A 26,303-nucleotide genomic window follows, 5' to 3' on the forward strand; every position below is an offset into this window, starting at 1 on the left:
CGCTGTCGCCACCGCTGTCGCCACCGCGGGGCCGGCCGCGACGTGGCACCGGAATGCTCAGGCTCCGGGGGCGGGCGTGGCCGGTCGCTTGAGCTTGGCCCAGACGGCCTCCAGGGCCGCGATGTCCGCGTCGTCCAACCGGTCGTCGAAGGCCTCGGCCAGGACGGCGCGCCGGGTGGCGTCGGCGGCGGCGAAGATCCGCCGGCCCTCGGCGGTGAGGGCGATCCGCACCGAGCGGGCGTCGACGGGGGAGGGGACGCGCTCGACCAGGCCGCGGGCCTGGAGCGAGTCGGACACCCGGGACACCTGGCTCCGGCTGAGCAGGGTCTTGGCGCCCAGGTCGGAGGCGGCCACCGGCTCGTCCTGCCCGTGCAGCCAGAGCATCACCTCGAACCAGGAGAGCGGCAGGTCGTGGGCCTTGCCGAGGGCCTGGTCGACCTTGGCGCTCAGGGCGGTGCCGGCCCAGACGAGGCCGTAGAAGGCGTGGTCGCGGGCGGTGAGCTCGCCCAGGGTGAGTTCGGTGCGCGCCATGCCGTCACTCTACCTGTTTGTGTGTGCGCGCACACGGATCTATGGTGTGTGCGCACACACATAGAGCCGAACCCGCCGGGAGCGCCCACATGACCCCCACCCGCATCGCCCTGATCACCGGCACGTCCTCCGGCATCGGCCTCGCCGCCGCCGTGGCCGTCGCCCGCGCCGGGTACCACGTCGTCGCCACCATGCGCGACACCGGCCGCTCCGGCGCGCTGCTCGCCGCCGCCGGGGCGGCGGGCGTCGCCGACCGGATCGAGGTCGCCCGCCTGGACGTCACCGAGCCCGAATCGGTCGAGGCCTGCCTGGCCGGGGTGGTCGCCCGGCACGGGCGCCTCGACGCCGTCGTCAACAACGCCGGCGCCGGCTACGTCGGCACCGTGGAGCAGGACGGCCTGGAGCCCGTCCGGGCCACGATGGAGGTGAACTTCTTCGGCGTCGTCGACGTCACCCGGGCCGCGCTGCCGCACCTGCGGGCCGTCGGCGGCCGGGTGGTCACCGTCACCAGCGTCGGCGGCGTGGTCGGGCAGCCCTTCAACGAGGCCTACTGTGCGGCCAAGTTCGCCGTCGAGGGCTTCATGGAGTCGCTGGCGCCGGTCGCCGCGACCGTGGGAGTCACGGTCAGCGTGGTCGAACCGGGCGCCGTGGCCAGTGAGTTCGTCGCCAGCCAGGCGCTGGACATCCCCGCCCTGCTGACCGCCGCCGGCCCCTACGCCCCCGCGCTGGGCGCCTACGTCGACCGCACCCGCGCCGCCTTCGACCAGGCGCAGACCCCCGAGCAGGCCGCCGAGTCGGTGGTGGCGGCGCTGACCGCCGAGCACCCGCCGTTCCGGGTGCAGACCGCCGAGCGGGCCCGCGCGTTCGTCGGCGCCAAGCTCGCCGACTTGGACGGCTCGGCGGTGCAGCGGCTCACCGGCAGCTGGGTCGGCTGACGCGTCGGAGCCGCCGTGCCGGTGCGGCGACCCGCGTGCGGGAGCCGTCGCCACAGGCCTCGCGGTCGAGGACGTGCCAGGTCAGCGGGGTGGACTGCCGCGCCCACCCGGACGGGGTTCCAGCCGTTGCGCGGACTGACGACCGGTCATACTGGGCGAGGCCTCAGCACAGGCCGGGGCGCCGACGACGGCGCCGCGCACCGCCCAGACCGGAGGAACCGATGAGCCGCCACCTGCCGACCACCGTTCCGCCGGGCGGGACGCCGGCGCAGCCGTGGAACCGGCAGCGGCTGCGCAGCAACAACGAGTGGCTGCTGCTCGAACTGCTGCGCACCGGCGGCCCGTCCTCGCGCGCCCAGCTCGCCCGGGACACCGGGCTGTCCAAGCCCACCGTCTCCGCGGCCCTGGCCGCGCTGGAACAGGCCGGGCTGGCCCGCGAGGCGGGCCGGTTCGTGCCCGAGCGCGGCCGGACGGCGGTGCTGTACGAGCCGGACCCGACGGCCGGCCACGTGCTCGGCGTGGACATCGGCCGGGCCTGGCTGCGGGTCGCGGTGGCCGACCTCGCCGGGCGGATCGTCGCCCGCCGGGACGTGCCCAACAAGGGCCGCTCGGCGAACGCGGTGGCCGACGCCGTGGTGGCGGCCGCCCGGGAGACCGCCGCCGAGGCCGGGCTGGCGGCCACCGACATCGTCCACGCCGTGATCGGCACCCCGGGCGTCTGGGACGAGCAGCGGCGCGGCGTCCGGTACGCGACCAGCCTGCCCGGTTGGGGCAGACGCGGGCTGTTCGACCGGATCGCGGCCGGCCTGGAGACCGCGATCACCGTGGGCAACGACGCCAACCTCGCCGCCCTCGGCGAGTTCACCCTCGGCGCCGGCCGGGGCAGCCGGATGTTCGCCTATCTGCTGATCGGCACCGGCCTGGGCGTCGGCGTCCTCAAGGACGGCGAACTGCTCTCCGGCGCGCACGGGGCGGCGGGCGAGGTCGGCCTGGTGCCACTGGCCCCCGGCACCGACGGCGGGTCGACCGGGACGATCGAACAGGCGGTCGCGGCCGACGCGGTGGTCCGCACCGCACTGGGCCTCGGGATGCGGGGCCCGCTGACGGCCAAACAGGTCTTCGACGCGGCCCGGGCCGGCGACCCGCTCGCCGTCGGCGCGGTCGAGCGCGAGGCCGGGCAACTCGCCTACGCGGTCGCGGTGCTGGCGGCCGTCCTCGACCCGGACCTGGTGGTCCTCGGCGGTGGCATCGGCGGCAGCGCGGACCTCCTGCTGGAGCCGCTGGAGCGCGAGCTGCACCGCCTCACCCCGCTGCGCCCGAAGCTCGCCCCGAGCGGGCTGGGGGAGGAGGCGGTGCTGCTCGGCGCCGTCGCCACCGCCCTGGACACCGCCCGCCCCGAGGTCTTCGAGCGCCGCTCGGCGCTGGCGGACCACGGCGCGTCACTCTGACGGGCCGTGGTCCCGGCCCCGGCGACCGGGACCACGGCGGTGCCTCAGCAGCTGACGGTGCCCCTGCGCAGGGCGTGGCCACCGGTGTTGCCGTCGTCGGCCCAGTAGACGGGCTTGGAACCGGCGGTGCACTCCGCGGCGCCGGCCAGGGCGAAGCCCTCGTTGTTCAGGTTCGCCATGCCGCTCGGGCGGTTGAACACCGCGGTGGTGGTGAAGGCACCGTTCGCGCCGACCTGCATCGTCCGGTGCTGGCCGTTGCAGGTGTTGTCGCAGACGACCCACAGCCGCGAGGACTGCGGCTCCCACTGCAGCTCCATGACACCGGCCATCCCGCTGGCGATGGTGGCCACCCGGGTGAACGCCCCGCCGTCCTGGAGTACGAAGCCGTAGACCGTGCCGCCCTCGACGCCGACGAAGAACACCCCGCCCGAGTGCGCGCCGTACCCGGCCGGGGAGTAGGCCGCGCCGGTCGACGCGTCCGTGAACCCGGCGCCGGTCAGGTAGCCGTCCGGGATCCAGGTGATGCCCTCCAGCCCGAGGTTGGAGCCCACCGACGGGAGGGCGGAGGTCAGGTTCCACTCCTTGGTGGCGGTCAGCGCGGTGCCCGTGCCGGCCACGTCGTACCGCAGGACGGAGAGCCTGCTGGTGCCGGAGGAATCGCCGTTGCGCTCGCTCGAAACGAACACGCCGCCCGAGGCGCCGGCGCCGGTCAGCGTGACGCCCTCGCTGTCGGGAGTGCCGGAGCCGCCCGGGAAGCGCAGTGTCTTGCCGGAGGTCCAGCCGTTCGCGGTGTCCGGCTTCCACCCGCCGGACCCGTTCGGCACGAGCCGCCACAGCTTGCCGGAGTTCTGCGCGCCCCACAGCACGCCGCCCTCCTGGTAGAGGCCGCTGAGGTCCGAACCGAGGGCGTCGGCGGCGTCGGCGGTCGCCACGGTTCCGCTGCCGGGCCAGGCCACCGGTGTCGCGGCGCCGCCGCCGCAGGCGTTCGCGGCACCGAGGGTGAGCGCGGCCTTGCCGAACGAGCCGGAGCCGTCCGGGCAGCGCGACCACGACGGGGCCGAGTGCTCGCTCCAGCCGAAGCTGTCGACCAGCGTGCTCCCGTTCGGCAGGTACAGCCGTGCCTTGTCGGCGGAGCCCAGGCCGAACGCGGCGTGGACGTCGAAGGCCCGGAACCCGCCGGGGGCCAGCGTCGTCCCGGCGGCGATCGCGTACTTCGAGCCGTTGTCGTTGTCCTTGAGGATCCAGCCCGAGAGGTCCACCGTCGCGGTGCCCCGGTTGTAGAGCTCGATCGAGTCGTCGACGTCCCCGGTGGTCACCACCTCGTTGATCCGGATGTCGGCGGCCGCGGCGGCCCGGGCGGGAGTGGCGCTCAGCGCCCCCACCGGGCCGGCGACGGCGACAAGGATGAACGCGAGGCTTCGGCGCCAGCGCGGTGCGCGTGATTCGGTCACTATGTGCGTCCCCGGGGTCGTCCTGACAGGCCGTCGCCATCATCATGGCATCGCCCCAACTGGCGCCCCCGGCCGGGCGAGCACCGCATGAACACCGGGCGAACCGGGGGACGTCGGTACGCCTGTTGTTCCCCTGGCCGGCCCGGTGAACCGCTTCGCCCGCACGCGTCGGGCCGTGCGTCGGCGCGGAGGCCCCGGGGCACCCGGGGCCGGTGTTCTCCGCCGTGGCGGGCGAGTGCTCGCGGTGCGTCCGGTGAACGTACAAAGTCCTTACAGCGAAACGGATGTGAGGTAGCGTCATGGGTTCCGCGCAAACGGATCCGGGGCTGCCACCGCCCGGGGCGGAGCCGGAGCGGGAGCCGACTCCGGAGCCGGTGCCGGAGCCGGGACAGGGGCGGGAGCGGTCGAGGGAGCGGGTCGGGCGGGGCCGTGGCCGAGGCGGTCCCGATCGGGCCGCCCCGTCGGCGGCACGGACTTTTCGAGGGGCTGGATGGAAGCGGTGGACTGGTCGTGGGCCGACCAGGAACGCGATGGCGTGCTCTGCCACGGGTGGACGGGGGAGAGGCCGTACGCGGTCCGGCTCCCGTGGGTGCTCGCACCCCTCTCCGGCCCCCCGCCCGCCGAACTCACCGGCCGGGACGAGGAACTCGCCGCGCTGAGCACCGCGCTCACCGCCGACGGGGGCCCGTGCGTGGTCGTCACCGGGCCGCCGGGTGTCGGCAAGAGCACGCTGGCGCGTCGGACCGGCCACGCCCTCCAGGCCGCCGGGCACTTCCCGGGCGGCCTGCTCACGATCGAGCTCCACGGCTCCGACCACATCCGCCGCCGGCGACCCGAACGCGCCCTCGGCCTCGCCCTGCGCGCCGCAGGACTGCCGCCCGAACACATCCCGCCCGAGCCGGCCGACCGGGCCGGGCTGCTGCACCGGACCCTGGAGGCCTACGCCGCCCAGGGGCGCCGCGTGCTGCTGCTCCTGGACGACCCGGCCACCGACGACGACCTGACCGCGCTGCTGCCCGCCCCCGGCACGGCCGGCGTACTGGTGACGGCGCGACGCACGCCCCGGGACGTCCCGGGCACGGTCCACGGGCTGGCGCCGCTGCCCACCGCCGCCGCCGCCGACCTGCTGCGGGCCGAGCTGGCCGCCCGCGGCGCCCGCGTGCCGGCCGACGCCGCGCACGGACTCGAACTGCGGCGCCTCGCGAAGGCCTGCGACGGACTGCCGGCCGCGCTGCTCGTGACCGCGGCCACCATGGTCCGGACCGGTGCCACGGCGGTCGAGACCTCCCGCGAACTCGACCGGCTCCGGGCGGGCCTGGACCGGCTCGACGGCCCCGTGCGGACCCTGGCGGCCGTCCACCTGCTCGCCCTGGGCGCCCTGGGCCGCGAACCGACCCGGCTGCTTCGGCTGACGCGCGTCCTCCCCGGGCCGGACTTCTCCACCGACACCGCCCGGGACCTCGCCGGACCCTCCGCCGGGACGGTCGCGGCCGACCTCGCCGAGCTGCTGGCGGTCGGGCTGGTCGCGCGCGGCGACGCCCCCGACCGGTGGCGGTCCACGCTGCACGCCGACGACGACCTGCCGCTGGCCGTTCCGGCCCGCACGGCGACGCCCAACGGCGCGGTCGACGAGGCACGGGAGGCCCTGGAGCGGCTGGTCCGCGCCCACACCGAGCGGGTCCGGGCCGCCTGCCTCCACCTGGCCCCCCTACGGCGCAGCCCCGGAACCGACCCGCGGGCCTTCGCCGACCGGGTCGCCGCGCTCGCCTGGCTCGACGCGGAGCACCCCACCTCGGCGGGGCTGCTGCGCCGGGCGGCGTCCACCGGCGGGCCCGACGTGGCGGTGGGCCTCGCAGAGGCGCTCGACCCCTACCTGGAGCACGGGCTGCACCGCGACGAGCTTGCCGATGCCGCCGCCCTCACCCAGGCCCTGGCCGGCGAACGCGGCGACCCCGGCGCGGAGTTGACGTCCCTGGTACGGCTCGGCCGGCTGCACTGCCTGGACGGGCACCACGAGCAGGCCCTGGCGCTGCTGCGCCGGGCGGCGGAGGGAGCGCGGCGGATCCGGCACTGGGAGGCCGCGGCGGCGGCGCTGGCCGCACTGGCGGAGGCCTGGCGGGCGGTCGGCCGCTCGGAGGAGGCGGCGCGGGAGGGGCGTCGCGCGGCCGCGATCGCCGCCCGGATGACCGGAGACGCGGAGGTCGAGTACCGGGGGAGCCTGCACGCGGGGATCGCGTTCGCCGAGAAGGGGCGGGCGAAGGCCGCCGCGAAGGACCTGAGCCGGGCCGTCCGGGTGGCCGAGGCCGCCGGTGACCAACTGCGCACCGGCGTCGCCAACGTGCAGCTCGGCCTGGTCGGCCTCGACCTGATGGGCCGGGCGCTGCCCGCCGCCGCGCTGTTCGCGCTCGCGTTCCACGCCCTCCGCGAGGCCGGGGACCAGCGGCGCCACCTCGTCGCGCTCGGTCTGGCCGGCCGGGCGAGCGGCGACCTGGGCCTGACGTTCATGGCCGAGGCGGCGGAGGGCCTGCTCGACCTGGGCGACGAACTCGCCGGCCACCTCGTGTTGGAGGAGGCGGGTGACGCGCTGGCCGACCTCGGACAGCACGAGCAGGCCGCCGCCGTCCGCCGAGCGGTCGCCGACTTCCGCGCCCGCGTCGGGGACCAGGCCGGCCGGGCCCGCTCGCTGACCGCGCTGGCCTCCTCCCTCGGAAGGCTGAAACGCCACGGCGAGGCCGTGGACCGGGCCACCGAAGCGGTCGCCCAGGCCCGGGAGGCCGGTCGGCCGGCCGTTCTGTCGGCCGCGCTGAGCGGTCTGGGCAGGTCGCTGCACGACGCCGGGCGGCCGCTGGAGGCGGTCGACCCGTTGCACGAGGCGGTGGCGCTGGCCGTGGCCGAGGACGATGTGCCCGCCGAGGTGTGGGCGCTGGCCCTGCTCGGCTCCGCGCTCACCGTGGCGGGCCGGTCCACGGAGGCCGGTGCCGCGTTCCGGCGCTCCCGGGCGGCGGTGCGTCGGATCCGGGAGCCGGTTCACCGGGCGGCCGTCCACCCGGCCCGGCCGGAGCAGCCGGCGGCGCCGACGGTCACGGTGGTGGAGGCGACGGTGCCGCCCGGCGCCCTTCCGCCGGGCGCCGCCGCCCGCGCGTCGCGGCCCCGCGGGGGCGGTGCGGTGCGCGACGGCGCGGCGCATGAGAAGGGTTCGCACTTCCGGCGCGCGTCCACCGCCTACGCCCAGCTGGCCGTCCTGCTGGCGGTCGCCGCCTGGGCGGCCTTCGCCCCCGGCGGGCCCTGGGCCACCACGGCGGCCGCCGTCACCGGGGCGAGCGCGGCGCTGGCCCTGGTGGCCGCGCTCTCCTTCCGCAGCGCCTCCGGCGCGGACGTCGCGACGCCGGCCCAGCTGGCGCTGCAGGTTCTCTGGCGGCTCCTGACGGTGCCGGTCCTGCTGCTGCACGCGCTCTCGCTGACGCGCGGCGAACTGTTCCTCACCGGGCCCGTCCCGAGCCTGGCGAGCCTGGTGGCGTACCTCGCCCTGGTGGTCCTGGTCCGCCGGGCCGGACTGTTCGGCAGGGAGGCCCTGGGGGTGTAACGGGGAAGCCCGCGGCGAGCCCGCGTGGGGGGCCTCAGCGGCCGAAGAACCTGCGCTTCGGCGGGGGCGTCACCTCCGTCACCTCCGCCACCTCCGCCACCAACTCGGCCACCGTCACCCGGAAGTGGATGCGGGTGGACCCGTCGCGGATCCGGACCAGCAGGGTGCCGTCCGGCAGGCGGTAGATCCGTCGGCCGCGTCCCGCCTTGATGCGGAAGGGCGACTGCGGCAGGTAGGTCCCGGCCAGTTCCTCCGCCAGGGCTCCCGCGGCGTCCCGGTCGGCGACCTGCCGTTCCTTGGACAGTTGCCACCGGTGCACGTCGGGGCTGAAGTCGGAGTTGCTCCCGTGGTTCCGGTCCTCCTCGACCAGCACGTACCAGTCCCCGTCCGAGACCATGCCGGGCCACCTCCTCGATCGAGTGGCCAGACTAGATGATCAATTCCAGGGGTTCAGTGGTCATAGGCGGTGAGTGCTCGCATGGTCGGCTGGCCAGTGCGGTCGTTGTGCCAGATCGCCGTGGTGAGCGCGAGGATGCGTTGCAGGACTCGGACGGCAACACCGTTGGGGGTGCGGCCTCGGTGCCGTTCGAGGTCGAGCTGGCCCTTGAAGGTTTCGTTGACCGACTCGATGACCTGTCGCAGTGGTTTGAACAGCTGTGATCCGGCTCGCTGTGGCTCGCTCTTGCGGGTCGGTCGCAGGAGGCGGATGTCCAAGTCGGCGAGCCGCTGTTCGAACTCTCGGCCGAAGTAGTTCTTGTCTCCGATCAGTGTCTGTCGTGGGTGTTCGGCGGTGAGACGGGGGTCAACGGCGAGCAGGTCGAGCAGGGTCTCGCGCTCGTCTGCCTTGGCCCCGGTGAGCGCGAACGCGATCGGCAGGCCGTGAATGGTGCAGACCAGGTGCAGCCGCAGTCCCCAGAAGTAGCGCGAGTGGCTGGCGCAGTACCCGTACTGGGCCCATCCGGCGAGGTCGGAGCGTTTGACGGTCTCTCGGGAGCGTCCGCATTCGACGGGCGTGGAGTCCACCACCCACACGTCGTCGCTCCACAGAGTGGTGTCGCGGGCCAGTACCCGGGTGATCCGGCGGATCAGCTCGGCTGCCTTGCGCAGACGCTTGTTGTAGCCGGGCTGCTGGGGCAGGTACGGAAAGAGGTGGCGCAGGTGGGCGCCGGCATGACGCAGCCAGCGGGCCTCGGAGGTGAAGCCGAGCATCGCCTGCATCATCGCCAGCGTTACCAGCTCGGCGTCGCTGAGCCGCGGAGCGATACCCACGGCCGGACGTCTTCGCTCAGCTGGGCGCCACGGGCTGTTCGAGAAGCTCCTCCGGTCCGTCGAATCCGCAGCGCCGGTACAACGGCGCACTGCGCTCGGAGGGCCACACGATCAACGTATCCAGGCCGTGAGCGCGCGCATAGCCGGTCGCCTCGTCAAGCAGGGCCCTGCCCAGACCGCGATTGCGCTGTTCGGGGACGACGTAGAAGTTGGTCACGTAGCCGAGGGCGTCGGAGCCCGGGTAGGGACTCGGGACCTTCTCCACGAGACACACGAAGACGTGCCCACAGGGCCGGCCGCCCACTTCCGCGACCCAGACACGCCACGGCCCGGCCATCCGGGAACGCAGCCACTGCGTGCACTCGGCGGTGAACTCCTCTTCTTCCTGCGGGACCTCATCTCCGCCGTCCTCCACCTTGAACCGCCAGCGCATGGCTGCCAGCGCGGGCGCGTCATCAGAGTCGGCCTGACGGATAACTACGTCACTCATGGCCACACTCTCGCAGGCCGATCCCCCGGAACGAAACTGCCTATGGCCGTTCAGCGACCCCTTGGAATTGATCATCTAGTGCCCGCCGCGAAGGTGCCGGTCACAGCCGGTCGGTGCGGACCGTGGCCGGCACCTGGTGGGCGGCGCCGGTGGCATGACGTCCTACGGGTGACCATGGCTCAGGCCGGGCCTGATCGAACGGGTGTCACCGGACGGTTCGACCTACCGGTCCGCCGCGGCGCCCTAAGCCGTGAGACCCACCACGATCGGGACCAGGGGAGGAGGCCGGCACGGCTGTACGGTCCGTACCGTGGTGGGATGACCGTTGATCTTGAGAAGTACTTCGCCCGCATCGGATGGGAGGGCGAGCCCGCGCCCACCATCGAGACCCTTCGCTCCCTGCACCACGCGCACGTGCTGGGTATCCCGTTCGAGAACCTCGACGTGGTCACCGGCTCGGTGCCGTCGTTGGACCTCGCGGATCTCCAGGCCAAGCTCGTCGGGAGCTCGCGCGGCGGTTACTGCTTCGAGCACAACACCCTGTTCGCCGCCGTACTGGACCAGTTGGGGTTCGAGGTCGTCCGGCTCACCGGCCGCGTCCGCGCCGGCGCACGGCCCGGGGAGATCCGGCCGCGGACGCACATGGTGCTGGCCGTTCAGGCACCCGGCGACCAGGGCCGTCACCTTGTCGACGTCGGGTTCGGCTCCCTCGGCGGCCTGTTGGAGCCGATACCGATGATCCCCGACCAGGTCCGGGAGGGCGCCGGGCGCACCCACCGCCTCGCCGTCGAGGACGCGGACGGTCCCGCTCCGGTCTGGGTGCTCCAGGTGAAGGCGGGCGACAACTGGGACGACCAGACCTCCTTCACTCTGGACCCCGCCCCCACCCCCGACATCGGGATCGCCAACTGGGCCGTGGCGACCTACCCCCGATCGCCCTTCCGGCGGTTCTACATCCAGCGCACCCTGACCGCCGGTCACCTGCGGCTCGATGGGAAGACCTTCACCCGTACCGATGCCGAAGGCACGACCTCGGTCCGGGAGGTCGAACGCGCGGACGAACTCGGCGAGTTGCTGGAGTCCGAGTTCGGGATCACCCCACCGGCCGGTGTCGGCGCGGCCTTCTGAGCCCAGCAGGTGAACGCCTGCAGCCCCGCGCCCGTGCGGCGCGGGGCTGCAGGCGTTCGGGGGCCGGGTCAGCTGTCGGCGGGGAAGTTCCCGGAGCGGACTCCGGCGACGAAGGCCTGCCAGGCGTCGGCGCCGAAGGCGAGCGCGGGGCCGTGGGCGTCCTTGCTGTCGCGGACCATGACGGCGTTGCCCAGGACGCCGCACTCGACGCAGTTGTCGTTCGGGTTGCTGGCGAGTGCCTTCTTCCACTTCACGGGGAGGGCGGAGGCGACGGGGAAGTGGGTCACTTGAGCGTGTCTCTCTTCTCTGTGATGAGGTTGAACGACTGGTCGAGATCCAGAGCGGTCGCCATGATCTCGTTGAAGGCCGCGCGGTAGATGTCCACGTGATCTGGGTCTTCAACCCAGTCGCTGCTGAGCATTCCGCTGAGCAGGACGAGATCGAGATCCCGTTGCCGGAACTCCAGGAGGGCGAACGGTCCGGTCATTCCAGGGTGGGGCGGCGCCATCGCCGGCATGACCTGGATGGTGACGTTCGGGAGTCTGCTGAACTGCAGCAGCTTGTCCAGCTGGTCGACCATTACGCCGGGCGCTGCGGCCATTGTCAGCGCCGATTCGTGGATGACCGCCCAGAGCTTCAGCGGATTCTCGGACCTGGTCAGGACGGACTGGCGGTTGATCCGAACCTCGACGCGTTCTTCTACGCCGGGCTTCGTCAGGACGCCGCTGGAGATGATGGCGTGCGCGTACTGCCGAGTCTGAAGCAATCCAGGGATATAGGCCGACTCGTATGACTTGTTGCCAACTGCGGTCTCTTCGAGCCGGATCAGGTCGGTGTAGAGAGGGTTCAGCTGCTCGTATCCGGCCATCCAGCCGGGTCGGCGCTTGTCCCGGAGGATCTCGACGAGGACTTCCTTCAACTCCTCGTCGCACTCGTAGAAGTCGAGGAGCGCGCGGACGACGTCGGGCTTCAGCTGGACGCGGGCGTTCTCATATCTGCTGAGCTTCACCAGGTTGACGCCCTCGACCTGGGCGACCACCTCTTCGGCCGACAGGTTCTTGAGCTCGCGAAGTCTCCTGAGCTCGGCCGCGATGCGCCGGTAGCGCACGGCTGGCACTGCAACTGCCATGTACGTAACCCCTCCTGACCTGTCCGTGGACCAGTGTGCATGCCCTCGGCGGTGCTTCGCCACCGCTGCTACGAGCCTAGAGGCGGCACCTTGGCTTCGGGGGTGAAAGTTTTCATATTTGCCCGACATGACTTGCAGCTCCACTGCGCTGTGCAGCATGCTGGGCGTAGCGGATAGCTGACGCACGGTGACATGGATGGCTGGTGGCAGCACTGTCTCCGCTGATGGTTCACGCCCTCAATGCGTTTCGCGTCCCTTCGCCTCGCAGTTCACGTGAGTGACCATGACGGCTCGTCGCCAGGCATTCCCCTTGCCTCGTGCCTGCCGTTTCCGTGGTTTGATGCCCCACAGTCGGAAGGTGGCTACGCCATGCCCGAAACCCTTGACCAGCCTCCCCTCTCCGCCGGTTCGGCCAACTGCTGGCTCTTGCGCAGCCGGCGTTCTCCCGCCGAGGCGCGCCGGCTCCTCGAAAGGCTCCTCGCCGGCACTCCCGGTGGCCAACGCTTCGCCGATGTCGGGCTGTTGCTCGTTTCGGAGCTGGTCACCAACGCCGTCCTCCATGGCACGCCCGTCGGTAACCGGGTGCAGTTGGTGCTCTCCGTCGACCGTGAGCGTCTTCGGATCGAGGTGCACGACGCACGTGCGGAGCGGGGCCGGTGCTTCGCGCGGGCTCCAGCGAGGACGAGTCCGGCCGGGGGCTGATCCTCGTCAAGTCCCTTTCGAGCCGCTGGGGTTGCTGCCCGCGCCAGGGCGTCGGAAAGATCGTCTGGGCCGAGTACGGCCCTGAGGTCACCGTGGAGTCGACCTCCGTGACCAGCTCCGAGGAGTGCGCCGCATGAGGAGTGTCCACCGCTCGCGGATCCGCTGGACCGCTCGGGGTGACCGATGATCCGTCACCTCTCCTCCTGGTGGTTCCTGCACTGCTCGCGCGCACCTGTCGCCCGCCTGCTCCGTGCCGAGCGTCGCCGCCTCGACGCGGCGTCGGCGCACCTCCTCCCTGATGCGGCCCGCCGTATCAGGCTGCGCATCCACGAGGAGCTCGACCGCGAAGCCCCCTGACACGCCTGCGGCCTCGGAGTCGGAGCTCCGAGGCCGCACCGGCGTTGCCATCAGGCGGATCAGGCCGCCGCGTCCGCCGTCAGGTACTCCTCCCGGACTTCGCGCGGGCCGAACGGCCAGGTCCGTTCGGCCCGTGCCCAGAGGAGGAAGGCGCCGCAGCCCGCAGCGACCCAGGCGAGTGACCACTCGATGGGGTGGAAGCCGGGCGCGTTGCGGTCCGCGTAGCCGTAGATGACCAGCCAGCCGACGGCGGCGACGATCCCGGGCGCCGGGTAGAGCCACATCCGGTACGGCCGGACGAGCCCCGGCTGCCGGCGGCGCAGCACGGTGACCGCTGCGATCTGGGCGAGCGCCTGGACGATCACCATCACGGTGGTGAGCAGGTTGATCAGCAGGGTCAGCGGGGGGTGGGCGGTGCTCGCGCCGAGGTGGCGGCCGAGCAGGAAGCCCGCCGCGGTCAGCACACCCATGGCTGCCAGCCCGAGGACGGGGAAGCCGTGCTTGGGGTGCAGCCGGCCGAACGCGCGGAAGAAGACGCCGTCGCGCGCCGCGTCGTACGGCACCCGGGAGCCGCCGAGCAGGCCGGCGAGGACGGAGGCGAAGGCGGTGATGAGGATGAGCACGGTGACGACCTGGGCGGCGCCCTTGCCCCAGGTGCTCTCCAGGACCGCCGAGGCGACCGACTTGGAGGCCACCGAGTCCGGGTCGAGCATCGCGTGCCAGTCCATCGCGCCCAGCACGCCGATCTGCAACAGCAGATAGATGGTCATGATGCCGACGATGGAGAGCACGATGGCGCGCGGCAGGACGCGGCCGGGTTGCCGGACCTCGGCGCCGAGGTAGGCGGCGGTGTTGTAGCCGAGGTAGTCGTAGATGCCGATGGTGAGGCCGGCCGCGAATCCGATCCAGAACTGGCCGTGGGTGAGCTCGACGGCGTGCGCGGGCCAGTCGAAGGCGCGGCCCGGGCTGAAGTGGGTGTAGCAGGCGACGATCACGGCGAGCACCGAGAGGATCATCACGCCCCACATCACGGTGGTGAGCCGGGCGATGTTCTCGACCCGTCGCCAGAGCAGGACCACCACCAGCGCGCAGAACGCGAGCCCGACCAGGTCGCCCTGACCGCTCGTCATCCCGGGCCAGAGGTAACCGAGGTACTGGACGAAGCCGACCACGCCGGTGGACATGATCAGTGGGATGAAGAGCATGGCCGTCCAGACGAAGAGGAACGGCATCAGCCGCCCGGTCCGGTACTGGAAGGCCTCCCGCAGGTAGACATAGGTGCCGCCGGCCCCCGGCAGTGCGGCGCCGAGCTCGGCCCAGACCAGGCCGTCGGCGAGGGCGAGGACGGCGCCGGCTATCCAGCCGATCACCGCCTGCGGGCCGCCGAAGGCGGCGACCATCAGCGGGATCGTGACGAAGGGTCCGATGCCGCACATCTGGCTCATGTTGAGGGCGGTGGCCTGGAACAGGCCGATTCTTCGGGTCAGACCAGGGGACACCGGGGCCTCCGGACGGTGGGGGAGTGGAGTGCCGGTCGGGTTGCCGGGGCGGCTCAAGTTAGGGAGATTTACTTATTTCGTCAAGATGTCAGGGTGGGAGAGGGGTTGCGGCGGCGACCGTTGGGAAACTTTCCTAACGAAAGTCATTGACCCGGCGGCCCGGTGCCCCGATTCTGGTGGCGCCCGCCATGACCGCCGTCGCCCGTTGCGAGTGCTCGCCCGCCCTCCCCCCGGTCCGTCCGCCCTCCCCCCTCGCCCGTCCTCCCCCTGGCCCGTCGCCCCCGTGTGGCGGGTTGACGAAAGTGAGTTGGCATGCACAAATCCATTGGAGTCCGCTGCGCCGCCCCGTTGCTGGCCACCGCTCTCGGGTCGGCCGCCCTGCTGCTGGCCCCGGCGGCCACTGCGTCGGCCGCCCCGACCGCCCCCGCGCCCGGCGCGATCGCGGCCGTGCCCGCGATGGCCGCCGCACCGTACGAGTACCTGGGCTGGGGCAGCCCGCAGAAGCCCACCGACGTGATGAAGGCGGCCGGGGTGAAGTGGTTCACCCTGGCGTTCGTCCTCTCCGACGGCGGCTGCAACCCGAAGTGGGACGGCAGCCGGGCGCTCACCGGCGGCTCCGACGAGGCCGCGATCAAGTCGATCCGGGCGGCCGGCGGCGACGTCGTGGTCTCCGTCGGTGGCTGGAGCGGCAACAAGCTGGGCGAGAAGTGTTCCAGCGCGAGCGCGCTGGCCGGCGCCTACCAGAAGGTGATCGACGCCTACCGGCTCAAGGCGCTGGACATCGACATCGAGGACACCGAGTTCTCCAACGCGACGGTCCGTCAGCGCGTCGTCGACGCCCTGAAGATCGTCAAGACGAAGAACCCGGGCATCGTCACCTACGTGACCATGGGCACCACCCCGAGCGGCCCGGACGCCACCGGCAAGGACCTGATCAAGCGCGGTGCGGCGGCCGGCCTCGCCAACGACGGCTGGGTGATCATGCCGTTCGACTTCGGCGGCCACAGCGGCACCATGGGCCAGGCTTCGGTCAGCGCACTGGAGGGCCTGAAGGCGGCGGTCAAGAGCGCCTACGGCTACACCGACGACGCCGCCTACCGGCACATCGGCGTCTCCTCGATGAACGGGAAGACCGACGAGGCGGGCGAGACCGTCACCACCGCCGACTTCCGGACCATCCTCGGCTACGCGCGGCAGCACCACCTGGCCCGGTACGCCTTCTGGTCGGTCAACCGCGACCGTGCCTGCGGCTCCGGCACGGACGCCGACGCCTGCAGCGGCGTCGCGCAGTCCCCGTACGAGTTCACCAAGATCGTCGTCCAGTACCAGGGTTGAGGAGCACGCCGATGTCACCGCTGACCACCACGCGCCTCTGTCGCACCACCGCCGGCCTGCTCGCGGGCGCCGGCCTGGCGGCCGGGCTGCTCGCCGCCCCCGTCGCGTCCGCCGCCGTGCCGGAGCAGGCCGCCGCCTGGCTCGTCGCGTCCGCCGCCGCCCCGCAGCAGGCCGCCGCCGCACCCGCCGTGCCCTTCGGCAGCCACCGCTACCCCTACGCCGCCGGGATCCTCAAGCCCACCGGCGCGCAGGCCGACCTCGACCAGAAGGTCATCGACGTCTACACCGCCTGGAAGGCCGCGTTCGTCAAGCAGAACTGCGGCAACGGCTGGTACCAGGTGATCTCGCCGGACGCCGACCACCCGTACGTGGCCGAGGCCCAGGGGTACGGCATGGTCGTCACCGCCACCATGGCCGGCGCCGACCCCAACGCCAAGACCGTCTTCGACGGCCTGGTGAAGTACGTGCTGGCCCACAGGTCGGTCAACAACGCCGATCTGCTGGCGGCCGAGCAGGACTCCTCCTGCAAGTCCGTCAACGGCTCCGACTCGGCCACCGACGGGGACCTCGACGTCGCCTACGGGCTGCTGCTCGCCGACCGGCAGTGGGGCAGCGCGGGCACGTACAACTACAAGGACCTGGCCGTGAAGCACATCAAGGCGATCAAGGCGAGCGAGGTCAACCCGACCACGCACCTGACGCTGCTCGGCGACTGGTCGACCAAGGGTGACTCGACCTACTACGTCACCCGCTCCTCGGACTGGATGATCGACCACTTCCGTGCCTTCCGGGCCGCCACCGGCGATGCCGCGTGGGACACCATCCGCACGGCGCACCAGAGCCTGATCACCAAGCAGCAGAGCGGCTACGCCCCGAACACCGGGCTGCTCGCCGACTTCGTGGTCAACACCAACGGCACGGCCAAGCCCGCGGCCGGCGAGGTCCTGGAGAGCCCCAACGACGGCGACTACTCCTGGAACGCCTGCCGCGACCCGTGGCGGATCGGCGCCGACGCCGTCACCAGCGGTGACGCCGCCTCGCTCGCCTCGGCGCGCAGGATCAACGCCTGGATCAAGGGCAAGGCGGGCGGCAACCCGGCCAACATCGTCACCGGCTACAAGCTCAACGGCACGGTCTTCGACAGCGGGCACGACATGGCCTTCACCGCCCCGTTCGTCGTCACCGCGATGACCGACCCCGGTTCGCAGGCCTGGCTGGACGCGCTCTGGACGAAGCTGGCGGCCACTCCCGTGGACAGGACGCTCTACTACGGGAGCAGCGTGCAGCTCCAGTCGATGATCGTGGCCTCCGGCAACCACTGGGTGCCGTAGTGGCGGCCGCAGGAGGGCCGCGCCACGCGCGGACCGCGGCGGTCAGGGCCGGCGGCGGGGTACTCGCCGCCGCCGGGCTGGTCCTCGGGGGAGTGGCGGCGCCGCCCGCGGCGACCGCCGCCACGGCGGCGATCACGGCGAGCACCGACTACCAGGCCGAGAACGCCCAGCTCGCGCAGGCGAAGACGGCCACCAACCACACCGGGTACACCGGTACCGGCTTCGTCGACTACACCAACACCACCGGCTCCGCCGTCGAGTTCACGGTGAGCGCCACGACGGCCGGCAGCGCCTCCCTGACCTTTCGGTACGCCAACGCCGGGGCGGCGAACCGGCCGATGGACATCGCGGTCAACGGGAAGGTCGTCGCCGCCGGCGTCGCCTTCCCGCCCACCGCCGACTGGGACACCTGGGCGGACAAGACCCTCGGCGTCGACCTCGCCGCCGGGACCAACCGGATCCGGGCCACCGCCACCACCGCCGACGGCGGCCCCAACCTCGACCGCCTCCGGGTGGGCGCGGCGGCCGACACCACCGCGCCGAGCCGGCCCGGCCCGCCGAGCTGCTCCGCCGTCGGGCCGAACGGTCTCACGCTCGGCTGGGGAGCCGCCACCGACGACGTCGGCGTCACCGCCTACGACCTGTACGAGCACGGCAACAAGCTCGCCGAGGCGCCGGGCACCGCGACGTCCTGGCAGCTCACCGGGCTGACCCCGGCGACCACCTACAACCTCACCGTGATCGCCCGGGACGGCTCCGGCAACGCCTCGCCGGCCAGCGTCGCGGTCGACTGCACCACCACGGCGAGCACCGACCCGCCGCCGAGCGCGCCGGGCACCCCGACCGTCTCGGCGGTCACCGCCACCGGCGCCACCCTGACGTGGGCCGCCGCCACCGACGACAAGGGCGTGGTGGCGTACGAGATCCGCAGCGGCTCCGCCGTGGTGAAGACCGTCACCGGCACCCCGCCGGCCACCACGGCGACGGTCACCGGGCTCGCCTGCGACGCCCCGTTCACGCTGTCCGTGGTCGCCCGGGACACCGCGGGCAGCTCCTCGGCGCCGTCCGGCACGGTCTCCTTCACCACCGGCGCCTGCTCGGCCGACGGCGGCGTCCCGGGCTCCCCGACCGCCCTCTCCACCGGGTGGACGATCCCCTGGGGCATCGCCTGGCTGCCGGACGGCACCAGCGCACTGGTGACCGAGCGGGACAGCTTCAAGGTCTCCCGGCTCACCACGGGCGGCACCAGGACGGCGGTCGGCACCGTGCCCAACGCCGTCACCACCGACGGCGAGGGCGGCCTGCTCGGCATCGTCGTCGACCCCGGCTGGTCGGCCAACCACTACGTGTACCTCATGCACACCGCCGCCGAGGGCAACCGGATCGTGCGGATGACGTACGACGGCAAGACGCTGAGCGGCTACAAGGTCCTGCTCCAGGGCATCAAGAAGAACCGCTACCACAACGGCGGGCGCCTGGCGTTCGGCCCCGACGGGTACCTGTACGCGTCGACCGGCGACGCCCAGACGTCCTCGCTGGCCCAGGACAAGAACTCCCTCAACGGGAAGATCCTGCGGCTCACCACCGACGGCAAGCCGGCCCCCGGCAACCCGTTCGGCACCTACGTCTACAGCTACGGCCACCGCAATCCGCAGGGCCTGGCCTTCGACCGCGACGGACGGCTCTGGGAGGCGGAGTTCGGCGACTCCAAGCGGGACGAGCTCAACCTGGTCAAGCCCGGGGCCAACTACGGCTGGCCGACTTGCGAGGGCCCCTGCAGCGTGGCGGGGATGACGAATCCCAAGGCGAGCTGGCCGGTCAACGAGGCCTCACCGAGCGGCATCGCGATCGTCCGCAACGTGGTCTACATGGCCGCGCTGCGCGGTGAGCGGATGTGGCGCATCCCGATCGACGGGAGCACCGAGAACGTCGGCACGCCGACCTCCTACTACGTCGGCGCCTACGGCCGGCTGCGGACGGTGTCCAAGGTGCCCGGGGCCGACCGGCTCTGGCTCACCACCACCAACGCCGACAACAACGGCGGGGCGGCGGACGGGGCTGACAAGATCTTCACGGTCTCGATCGGCTAGGCGTTCGTGAGGTCGAGCGGCTCGGGCCCGGCGGCACCTCCCGCCGGGCCCGAGCCGCTCGGTGCGTCGGAGGCCGGGACCTCCCGGCTACGCGGTGTCGCGGTCGATCTCGCTCTCCCGGACCAGCCAGAGCGCGAGCGCCGCGCCGACCAGACTGACCACTCCGCCCAGCAGCAGCACGGCGTTGAGGCCCTCCAGGAACCCCGCGCGGGCGGCGTCCGCGACGCCCTGCCGGGCCTGCTCGGGGAGGGTCGCGAGGACCTCCGGCAGGCTGCCGGAGGACACGGCCTCGGTCAGTTCGCGCGGGTGGGCGCCCTCCCCGGTCGGCGTGCCCGCCGTCAGTTCGCGGACCTTGTCGGCGCCCCGGCCGACGAAGATCGCCCCCCAGACGGCGATGCCCACCGCGATCCCCACCTGCCGGAAGGTGTCGTTGATGCCGGCCGCCATCCCGCTGTTCTCCTTCGGCACGACGCTGACCGCCACGTCGGCGATCACCGGGTTGATCAGGCCGACGCCCACGCCGCCGACCAGGAAGCCGGGCAGCAGACCGGTCCAGTCGTCCCCGGGCTGGACGTCGCCCATCAGGAGCAGGCCCGCACCGATCGCGAGGAGGCCGACGAAGAGCATCAACCGGGCCGGCACCCGGGAGAGCAGCAGGCCGGCGATCGGGGCCACGACGAAGCTGAGGACCGTGATGGGCAGGTAGCGCACACCCGCCGCGAACGGGGAGAGCCCGAGGTAGTTCTGCAGGTACAGCGTCAGATAGAGGAACAGGGCGAAGAGCGAGCTGGAGACCGCGAACGCGGCGAGCTGCACGCCGGTGAACGCGTGCCGGCGGAAGAGCCGCAGCGGCAGCATCGGCTCGGGGACGTGGAGCTCGATCACCACGAAGGCGAGCAGCAGGACAGCCGAGCCGGCGAACAGCGAGACGATCAGGGCGCTGCCCCACCCCTCGGCGTTGCCGCGCACCAGCGCCAGGACGAGCAGGAAGAGGCCGCTGCTGAACGCCGCGACCCCGGCCCAGTCGACCCTGGTGGCGTTCGGGTCGCGGCTCTCGGCCAGCTTGAGATAGGTGACGATCAGCGCCGCCACCCCGATCGGCACATTGAGGTAGAAGATCCACTCCCACCCGAGCGAGTCGGTGAGCGCCCCGCCGACCAGCGGGCCGACCGCGACCGCCACCCCGATGGTCGCCCCGTAGAGGCCCATCGCGGTGCCCCGCTCGCGGCCGGGTGGGAACTCCTGGGCGACCAGGGCCAGCGACACCGCGAACATCACCGCGCCGCCGACGCCCTGGATCGCGCGGGACACGTTGAGGAAGGTCGGGTTCGGCGACAGGGCGCACAGCAGCGAGGCGGCGGAGAAGATCACCAGACCGGCGGCGAACATCCGGCGCCGCCCGAGGCGGTCGGCCAGCGAGCCGGCCGTCAGTACCAGCGCGGCCAGGGACAGCGCATAGGCGTCGAAGACCCACTGCAGATCGGTGAAGTCGGCACCGAGGTCCTTGCGGATCGAGGGAAGGGCGACGTTCACCACCGTGATGTCGAGCAGCAACATGAAGGTCGCGACCGAGACGGCGATGAGGGTCCACCACTTGCGTTGCACGGCAGCCGGTCTCCTTGGCCCGCCGACCGGGGTTCGGTCGGGAAGGCACCGACCGTACGCAACGTCATGGTTCGAACCGGGGCAAACGCGGCCGGGCCGGCGCATTTAGGCCCTGTCCGGCGGAGACGGCGGTCCGGGTGCGACTCCCGTGTCCGCCGTGACGGACGGGGCCATGGTGGCGCGGTGGCGGTCCGGTGGCGGTGGCGGTCCGGTGGAGGGCTAGGTTCGACGAGGGGTGGGCGGCGAAGGCCCGTCGCTGACGCTCCGTGGTTGTCAGGTCTCGATCCGCCAACGAAGTGTGGCAGGCCTGATCCGACGGCCCGCGCCGACGGTGTGCACCGGTGGAGGCGCCCGGCAGCCCACGCTGCCGGGCGCCTTCGTCGTCCCGCCGCCCGAGGTCGCCGCCGGTTCGGCGACCCGGGGCGGGTTGCTCCGCGGCGCCGCGGTGATCAGCCGGCGGGCGGGGCGGGGAGCGTCTCCCGGGAGGGAACGGAGCCTCAGGCCTCGCTTCCCGCGAGCAGGGTGAACAGGGGCGCCAGGTCGGAGCCGCGGACCGAACTCGCCAGCGGGGCGAGATCTGCGCAGATCTTGTCCACGCCCTCCTCGCCCAGCACGGATAGGCCCCCCGACCAGGACAGCTCGTCCGTCTGCTGCTCCACCCTGTCGCGCAGTTCCCTGCCCGCGGTGGTGAGGGCACCGGAATCGGCGTCCAGCAGGCCGCGGGCGACCAGCTCTTCGGCCGCCGCGGACCACTCCTCCGGTGTCCAGCCCCGCAGCTCCCGCATCATCTCGTGCTGACCGAGGTCGGCGACGAGCATGTGATGGGACTGGAGCCCGGTGACGCCGGCGGTGACCCAGGCGGCCAGATGCCCGTCACCGCGATGTTCCCGCACCGTGCTGGCGAGCTGCCACAGTGCCGCGACCGGGTCGTCCGGGAGCGGGAGAGCGGCATTGGCGGCACCGAGCGGGCGTCCGGTCGTCTCGAGCGCCGACGGCAGTACGGCCAGCTGCGCGACCAGTGGCCCGGCGATCTCGTCGGTGACGCCGGCCTCCCGGAGCAGCTCGCCCGCGAGGGCGTTCCGGCGCTCGACGCACTTCGCCGGAGGCACCAGCGTCCACGCGGCGGGGACGGCCTTGCCCACCATCTCCGGCGCGAAGCCGCCGAACGTGGCGACCACCGTCGCGGCGTCCACCGCGCCGAGCGGAGCCGACCGGAAGGCGATCAAGGTCATCCAGAATCCCCGGAGGCCGAGTTCCTTCCCGACGGCCCGGGTGTGAGCTACCGACAGCGCCGGCTGGTAGAGCACCTCCAGGCTGTGCCAGAGCCGCCGTGCCGGGTGCGTGCTCATGCGTCCACCGCTTCCGGGACGCGGACGATCAGAGCGGAACCCTGGCCGCCGCCACCGCACAGCGCCGCGGCACCGACGCCGCCACCGCGGCGCCTGAGCTCAAGCGCGAGCGTGAGCACAAGGCGGGCACCGGACATGCCGAGCGGGTGCCCCAGGGCGAGCGCGCCGCCGTTGACGTTGACCTTCGCCGCGATGTCCTCGTCACCGAGCCCGAGTTCGCGCGCGGAGTGCAGGCCGACCGCCGCGAACGCCTCGTTGATCTCGATGAGGTCCAGGTCGTCGACCGACAGGTTCTCCTTGCCCAGCGCATGCCTGATCGCGTTGGACGGCTGCGACAGCAGGGAGTTGTCCGGACCGGCCACGTTGCCGTGGGCGCCGATCTCGGCCAGCCACTCGAGGCCGAGCTCCTCGGCCTTGGCCTTGCTCATCACGACGACGGCGCACGCGCCGTCGGAGATCTGCGAGGCCGAACCGGCGGTGATGGTGCCGTCCGCGCCGAACGCGGGGCGGAGCTTCGCCAGTCCCTCGGCCGTGGTGTCCGGCCGCACGCCCTCGTCGGTGTCCACCACGACCGGATCGCCCTTGCGCTGCGGGACCTCGACCGGCACGATCTCCTCGGCGAAGCGGCCGCTGCTGATCGCGGCGGCGGCGCGCTGGTGCGAGCGCGCGGAGAACGCGTCCTGGTCCTCGCGGGTGATGCCGGCCTTCGCGCTGTGCTGGTCGGTCAGCGCACCCATGAGGACCTGGTCGAAGGGATCGGTGAGACCGTCGTGCGCCGTGACGTCCAGCATCTCGACCGGCCCGTACTTGGTGCCGGAGCGGGATCCGGGCAGAACGTGCGGGGCGTTGGTCATCGACTCCATGCCGCCCGCGACCACGATGTCGAACTCGCCCAGGCGGATCTGCTGGTCGGCCAGGGCGATCGCGTCCAGCCCCGACAGGCACACCTTGTTGACGGTCAGGGACGGCACACTCATCGGGATGCCGGCCCGGACCGCGGCCTGGCGCGACGGGATCTGCCCCTGGCCGGCCTGCAGCGCCTGACCCATGATCACGTACTGCACGGCCTCCGGCGCGAGGCCCACGCGCTCGAGCGCCGCCCTGATCGCCAGGCCGCCGAGGTCAACCCCGGATAAGTCCTTCAGCGAGCCCAGCAGCCGGCCCATCGGCGTGCGCACGCCACCGACGATGACAGAGCCTGACATGTTTCTCCCATGCAACGACGACTGACTTGCCTCTGATTATTGGACCTGACGGTCAGCTGGTCGACCCCCCAGGGGTGTTGTTCGCGTGGGGCAGGCCCAGCGCGATCAGGGCTCCGAGCGCCCCTGTGGCGGCCATCACGAGCGCGGTGACGAAGCCGGCGTGCGGCGCGTCGGACGGAGCGTGCATGAGGTTCAGGAGCACCGAGCCGAAGACCGCGACGCCGATGACCTGGCCGAGCTGCATCACCGTGGTCAGCACGCCGCTGGCGTCCGCCGCGATGGCCGGTGGCACCTTCCAGAGCGCGATGGTGAACAGCGGGCTGAACGCCGACCCCATGCCGAGGCCGAAGAGCAGGATGCAGATCTCCATCCAGACGGAGAGGTGACCGGTGTCCATGGTGAGAGCGAGACCGACCAGCGCCGGCATGGTGAGCAGCAGACCTGCCGAGGGCAGCAGACGATGCCACTTGGCGGGCAGCTTGCGCCAGTTCATGCTGGCGAAGCCGAAGGCGCACGCACTGGGCAGGAACACCAGCCCCGCGGCCAGCGCGCCGTGGCCCAGGCCGGTCTGCACGAAGAACGCGATCAGGAAGAGGATGGCGCCGTAGTTCGCGGTCGCGGCGAGCAGGGCCAGCGCGCCCGCCACCAGGCCGGGCGCGCGCAGCAGCTCACCAGGGACCAGCGGTGAACCGCCGGTCCGGCTCGACCGGCTCTCGACCAGTGCGAAGGCCAGCGTGAAGATCACGCACAGCACCAGGCTCACCCACGTCCACGCGGGCCAGCCCAGCTCGTGCCCGAGGACCAGCGGCAGCACCAGCGCGATCACGGCGAGGGACAGCGTGGCCAGACCCGGCAGGTCGAGCTTGCGGGACGGATTGCCGGCGTCCTTCGGCAGCGTGCGCGCTCCGGCGATCAGCAGCACCAGACCGACGGGCACGTTGACCAGGAACACCGGCCGCCAGTCGGTGCCGAAGATGTCGGCACTGACCAGGACACCGCCGGCGATCTGGCCGACGATCGCGCCGCCGGCGATCACCGTGGCGTAGGCGCTGAGCGCCTTGGCCCGAGCCGCGCCCGCGAAGTTCAGCTGGATGAGGCTGAGCACCTGCGGCACCATCAACGCGGCCCCGGCTCCCTGCACGAACCGGAAGACGATCAGTGCCAAAGCCGTCCAGGCCAGGCCGCAGGCGAGCGACGCCGCCGTGAAGACGGCGGCCCCGGCGAGAAACATCCGCCTGCGGCCGACGAGGTCGCCGAGCCGCGCTCCGGTGATCAGCAGGACGGCGTAGGTGACGATGTAGCCGGCGACGACGAGCTGCAGCTCGGCGCCGCTGGCGTCCAGGTCGGTGCCGATGCTCGGTGCCGCCACGTTGGCGATGGCGACGTCGAGGATCGCGATGAACACCCCGGTCAGCAGAACGGCGAGGAGTCCGCGCGACGCCGTCTCGGGGCGCGCGGCCACCGTGTTGTTCGACATGCTGCGTCCCCCTACTGCGCGAGTGCCTGGAGGCGCTGCTTCGCGCGCTCGGGCAGGACGTACTCGCCGTCCCGTTCGATCTGGTCGTACAGCTGCTCCACGCGCTCGTAGTGGGCGTCGAGGTTCCGGTCCAGCAGGTGGTACTCGGACTTGTTGTAGACACCGAACTGAAGGTCGGTCATCAGCCCGAAGGGGTTGATGTGTTCGGTGTGCCGGGTGCCGAACACGAGGTACAGGAACTCGTCGATGCCCTCGTAGCCCAGCGTGGTCAGCAGGAAGTCGATGGAGTCCCGCTTGCGGGTGATCTGGTAGTTGCGTTCGTCCGGGTCGACGATGAAGTCGAGGCCGCTGGACATGCCCGCCGGGTAGTGCACCTTGTTGAAGCAGCGGAAGTCGATCGTCAGCCGGTCCTTCGGCGAGCCGGGCAGCGTGCCGTCGCCGTGGGCCCGGTAGTTGTCGAAGACCAGCGCGTCACCGACCCGCGAGTCGCAGTAGTAGCCGGGAGACGGCGTGTCGGCGTACCGCTTCTCCCAGTACTTGGCCATCAGGAAGTCGCGCACGGTCGGCAGGTCGATCTCGGAGAGCTTGCCCTCCAGGAACAGGTAGAGGGCCTTGTCGACGGCGGCCTTCTCCTCCTTGTCCACGCCGTATTCCATGATCTTCTCGTACGCGAACTGCAGGTTCGGCGCCTCGACCTCGGCCTCTTCGAAGATCACGAAGGGCTGCCGGTCGAGCGGGGTCGGCGTCACCGCGGTGTGGAAGCTGCGGTACTCGGTCGGAAAACCGAGCCGCTTCTTCACCAGCGACGGGATCTGCAGCGCGATGCCGCTGGCCGAGTGGGTGCCGTAGGAGCGCTTGTTCGCGGTGACCACGAAGGCGTTGACCACGGCGGTCTCGACCTCGGGGAAGTGCTTGTGGACGATCTCCTGGTTGAGGTCGTAGAAGCGCTTGGCCGACGGTATGAACAGCACGCAGTTCTCGAACATCGTCGACAGCGGGAAGTAGCTGCCGATCGACGCCTGGGCGAAGCTCTCCTGGATGACGGCCTGGCACCGCAGCTGCCGGGCCAGGTTGTCGGCGAGGCCGTCGTCGAGGTTCATCTGCTCGACGACGGTGGGGGTGGTGTCCGGATAGAAGCAGCTGGGATTGAGGACACGCTTCGGAGGCAGCCGCGACTCGACCTCCCCGGCGTCCACCGGGTACTTGTCCAGAACCGGCATCAACTTCTCGGCGTGCGCGCCGGCGGACGTGTGCAGGAAGGTCCCGCTGGGCTGGTAGGTGCCCGTCATGACGGGTTCCCGCTCGGATTCTGCGCTCATGCCGTTCCACTCTCCTGTCGATGAGGGTGACGTTCCGGGGCCGGTGGAGCCGCCCGCCCCGGGGCGGCTC

The 26,303-nt window shown here is 72.1% G+C and carries 22 protein-coding genes; 9 read left to right on the forward strand and 13 right to left on the reverse strand.

The window, feature by feature from the left end; translation table 11 throughout:
• Positions 1-57: 57 nt before the first annotated feature.
• Entirely contained in the window at positions 58-531 is a 474-nt protein-coding gene (locus AB0J08_RS19700; protein WP_360635355.1) for a MarR family transcriptional regulator, read from the reverse strand.
• 89 nt (positions 532-620) lie between these two features.
• Here AB0J08_RS19700 and AB0J08_RS19705 point away from each other — a divergent pair, with 89 nt between their 5' ends.
• Both AB0J08_RS19705 and AB0J08_RS19710 read left to right on the forward strand, forming a co-directional pair.
• Complete coding sequence (locus AB0J08_RS19705) at positions 621-1,466, forward strand: SDR family NAD(P)-dependent oxidoreductase (protein ID WP_360635358.1); 846 nt, start codon at positions 621-623, stop codon at positions 1,464-1,466.
• A gap of 221 nt (positions 1,467-1,687) precedes the next feature.
• Positions 1,688-2,914, forward strand: a complete 1,227-nt coding sequence (locus tag AB0J08_RS19710; protein WP_360635361.1) for an ROK family transcriptional regulator — start codon at positions 1,688-1,690, stop codon at positions 2,912-2,914.
• A 44-nt stretch (positions 2,915-2,958) separates the two neighbouring features.
• On the opposite strand, the gene AB0J08_RS19715 is transcribed toward AB0J08_RS19710, so the two are convergent.
• Positions 2,959-4,365, reverse strand: coding sequence for a lamin tail domain-containing protein (locus AB0J08_RS19715; protein ID WP_360635364.1), 1,407 nt, complete (start codon positions 4,363-4,365; stop codon positions 2,959-2,961).
• 490 nt (positions 4,366-4,855) lie between these two features.
• On the opposite strand from AB0J08_RS19715, the gene AB0J08_RS19720 reads away from it, so the two are divergent.
• Positions 4,856-7,948, forward strand: coding sequence for a tetratricopeptide repeat protein (locus tag AB0J08_RS19720; protein WP_360635367.1), 3,093 nt, complete (start codon positions 4,856-4,858; stop codon positions 7,946-7,948).
• Between the two features lie 34 nt (positions 7,949-7,982).
• Here the strand turns inward: AB0J08_RS19720 and AB0J08_RS19725 are convergent, their stop codons facing one another.
• The 3 genes from AB0J08_RS19725 to AB0J08_RS19735 are packed head-to-tail and all read right to left on the reverse strand — an operon-like array spanning position 7,983 to position 9,707.
• Positions 7,983-8,345 carry a hypothetical protein gene (locus tag AB0J08_RS19725; RefSeq protein WP_360635369.1) on the reverse strand — a complete coding sequence of 121 codons (363 nt, stop codon included), beginning with the start codon at positions 8,343-8,345 and terminating at the stop codon, positions 7,983-7,985.
• A 53-nt stretch (positions 8,346-8,398) separates the two neighbouring features.
• Positions 8,399-9,217, reverse strand: a complete 819-nt coding sequence (locus tag AB0J08_RS19730; protein ID WP_360635372.1) for an IS982 family transposase — start codon at positions 9,215-9,217, stop codon at positions 8,399-8,401.
• 16 nt (positions 9,218-9,233) lie between these two features.
• On the reverse strand, positions 9,234-9,707 hold the full coding sequence (locus AB0J08_RS19735; protein ID WP_360635375.1) for a GNAT family N-acetyltransferase: 474 nt from the start codon (positions 9,705-9,707) through the stop codon (positions 9,234-9,236).
• A gap of 318 nt (positions 9,708-10,025) precedes the next feature.
• Here AB0J08_RS19735 and AB0J08_RS19740 point away from each other — a divergent pair, with 318 nt between their 5' ends.
• Positions 10,026-10,835 carry an arylamine N-acetyltransferase gene (locus AB0J08_RS19740; RefSeq protein ID WP_360635378.1) on the forward strand — a complete coding sequence of 270 codons (810 nt, stop codon included), beginning with the start codon at positions 10,026-10,028 and terminating at the stop codon, positions 10,833-10,835.
• Between the two features lie 68 nt (positions 10,836-10,903).
• Here the strand turns inward: AB0J08_RS19740 and AB0J08_RS19745 are convergent, their stop codons facing one another.
• Together AB0J08_RS19745 and AB0J08_RS19750 are read right to left on the reverse strand one after the other, a co-directional pair.
• On the reverse strand, positions 10,904-11,122 hold the full coding sequence (locus tag AB0J08_RS19745; RefSeq protein WP_360635381.1) for a DUF397 domain-containing protein: 219 nt from the start codon (positions 11,120-11,122) through the stop codon (positions 10,904-10,906).
• On the reverse strand, positions 11,119-11,964 hold the full coding sequence (locus AB0J08_RS19750; protein ID WP_360635384.1) for a helix-turn-helix transcriptional regulator: 846 nt from the start codon (positions 11,962-11,964) through the stop codon (positions 11,119-11,121). The genes AB0J08_RS19745 and AB0J08_RS19750 overlap by 4 nt, the downstream gene beginning before the upstream one ends.
• A 656-nt stretch (positions 11,965-12,620) precedes the next feature.
• Here AB0J08_RS19750 and AB0J08_RS19755 point away from each other — a divergent pair.
• Positions 12,621-12,803: a hypothetical protein gene (locus AB0J08_RS19755; RefSeq protein WP_360635387.1), complete on the forward strand. Its 183-nt coding sequence runs from the start codon at positions 12,621-12,623 to the stop codon at positions 12,801-12,803.
• Positions 12,804-12,849: 46 nt separating this feature from the next.
• Entirely contained in the window at positions 12,850-13,023 is a 174-nt protein-coding gene (locus AB0J08_RS19760; protein ID WP_360635390.1) for a hypothetical protein, read from the forward strand.
• A 59-nt stretch (positions 13,024-13,082) separates the two neighbouring features.
• On the opposite strand, the gene AB0J08_RS19765 is transcribed toward AB0J08_RS19760, so the two are convergent.
• Entirely contained in the window at positions 13,083-14,468 is a 1,386-nt protein-coding gene (locus AB0J08_RS19765; RefSeq protein ID WP_360635501.1) for an APC family permease, read from the reverse strand.
• Positions 14,469-14,834: 366 nt separating this feature from the next.
• On the opposite strand from AB0J08_RS19765, the gene AB0J08_RS19770 reads away from it, so the two are divergent.
• From AB0J08_RS19770 to AB0J08_RS19780, 3 genes are read left to right on the forward strand one after another with little or no spacing between them, the layout of a single operon-like run.
• A complete protein-coding gene (locus AB0J08_RS19770; RefSeq protein ID WP_360635393.1) occupies positions 14,835-15,857 on the forward strand; it encodes a chitinase in 1,023 nt (340 codons plus the stop codon).
• 11 nt (positions 15,858-15,868) lie between these two features.
• Positions 15,869-17,188, forward strand: coding sequence for a glycosyl hydrolase family 8 (locus AB0J08_RS19775; protein ID WP_360635396.1), 1,320 nt, complete (start codon positions 15,869-15,871; stop codon positions 17,186-17,188).
• A complete protein-coding gene (locus AB0J08_RS19780; RefSeq protein ID WP_360635399.1) occupies positions 17,188-19,278 on the forward strand; it encodes a PQQ-dependent sugar dehydrogenase in 2,091 nt (696 codons plus the stop codon). Before AB0J08_RS19775 ends, AB0J08_RS19780 begins: the two co-directional genes overlap by 1 nt.
• Positions 19,279-19,365: 87 nt before the next feature.
• Here AB0J08_RS19780 and AB0J08_RS19785 read toward each other — a convergent pair whose 3' ends face one another.
• From AB0J08_RS19785 to AB0J08_RS19805, 5 genes are all read right to left on the reverse strand, one after another.
• Positions 19,366-20,883, reverse strand: a complete 1,518-nt coding sequence (locus AB0J08_RS19785) for an MFS transporter (protein ID WP_360635402.1) — start codon at positions 20,881-20,883, stop codon at positions 19,366-19,368.
• A gap of 497 nt (positions 20,884-21,380) precedes the next feature.
• Positions 21,381-22,232, reverse strand: a complete 852-nt coding sequence (locus AB0J08_RS19790) for a hypothetical protein (RefSeq protein ID WP_360635405.1) — start codon at positions 22,230-22,232, stop codon at positions 21,381-21,383.
• Positions 22,229-23,437 (reverse strand): acetyl-CoA C-acetyltransferase, encoded by a 1,209-nt coding sequence (locus tag AB0J08_RS19795; protein ID WP_360635408.1) that lies wholly within the window; start codon positions 23,435-23,437, stop codon positions 22,229-22,231. The genes AB0J08_RS19790 and AB0J08_RS19795 overlap by 4 nt, the downstream gene beginning before the upstream one ends.
• A 52-nt stretch (positions 23,438-23,489) precedes the next feature.
• Positions 23,490-24,914: an MFS transporter gene (locus AB0J08_RS19800; protein ID WP_360635411.1), complete on the reverse strand. Its 1,425-nt coding sequence runs from the start codon at positions 24,912-24,914 to the stop codon at positions 23,490-23,492.
• 11 nt (positions 24,915-24,925) lie between these two features.
• Entirely contained in the window at positions 24,926-26,233 is a 1,308-nt protein-coding gene (locus AB0J08_RS19805; RefSeq protein WP_360635414.1) for a hypothetical protein, read from the reverse strand.
• Positions 26,234-26,303 lie beyond the last annotated feature (70 nt).

This window comes from Kitasatospora sp. NPDC050463 (assembly GCF_040655255.1).
In the GTDB taxonomy this organism is placed as follows: domain Bacteria; phylum Actinomycetota; class Actinomycetes; order Streptomycetales; family Streptomycetaceae; genus Kitasatospora.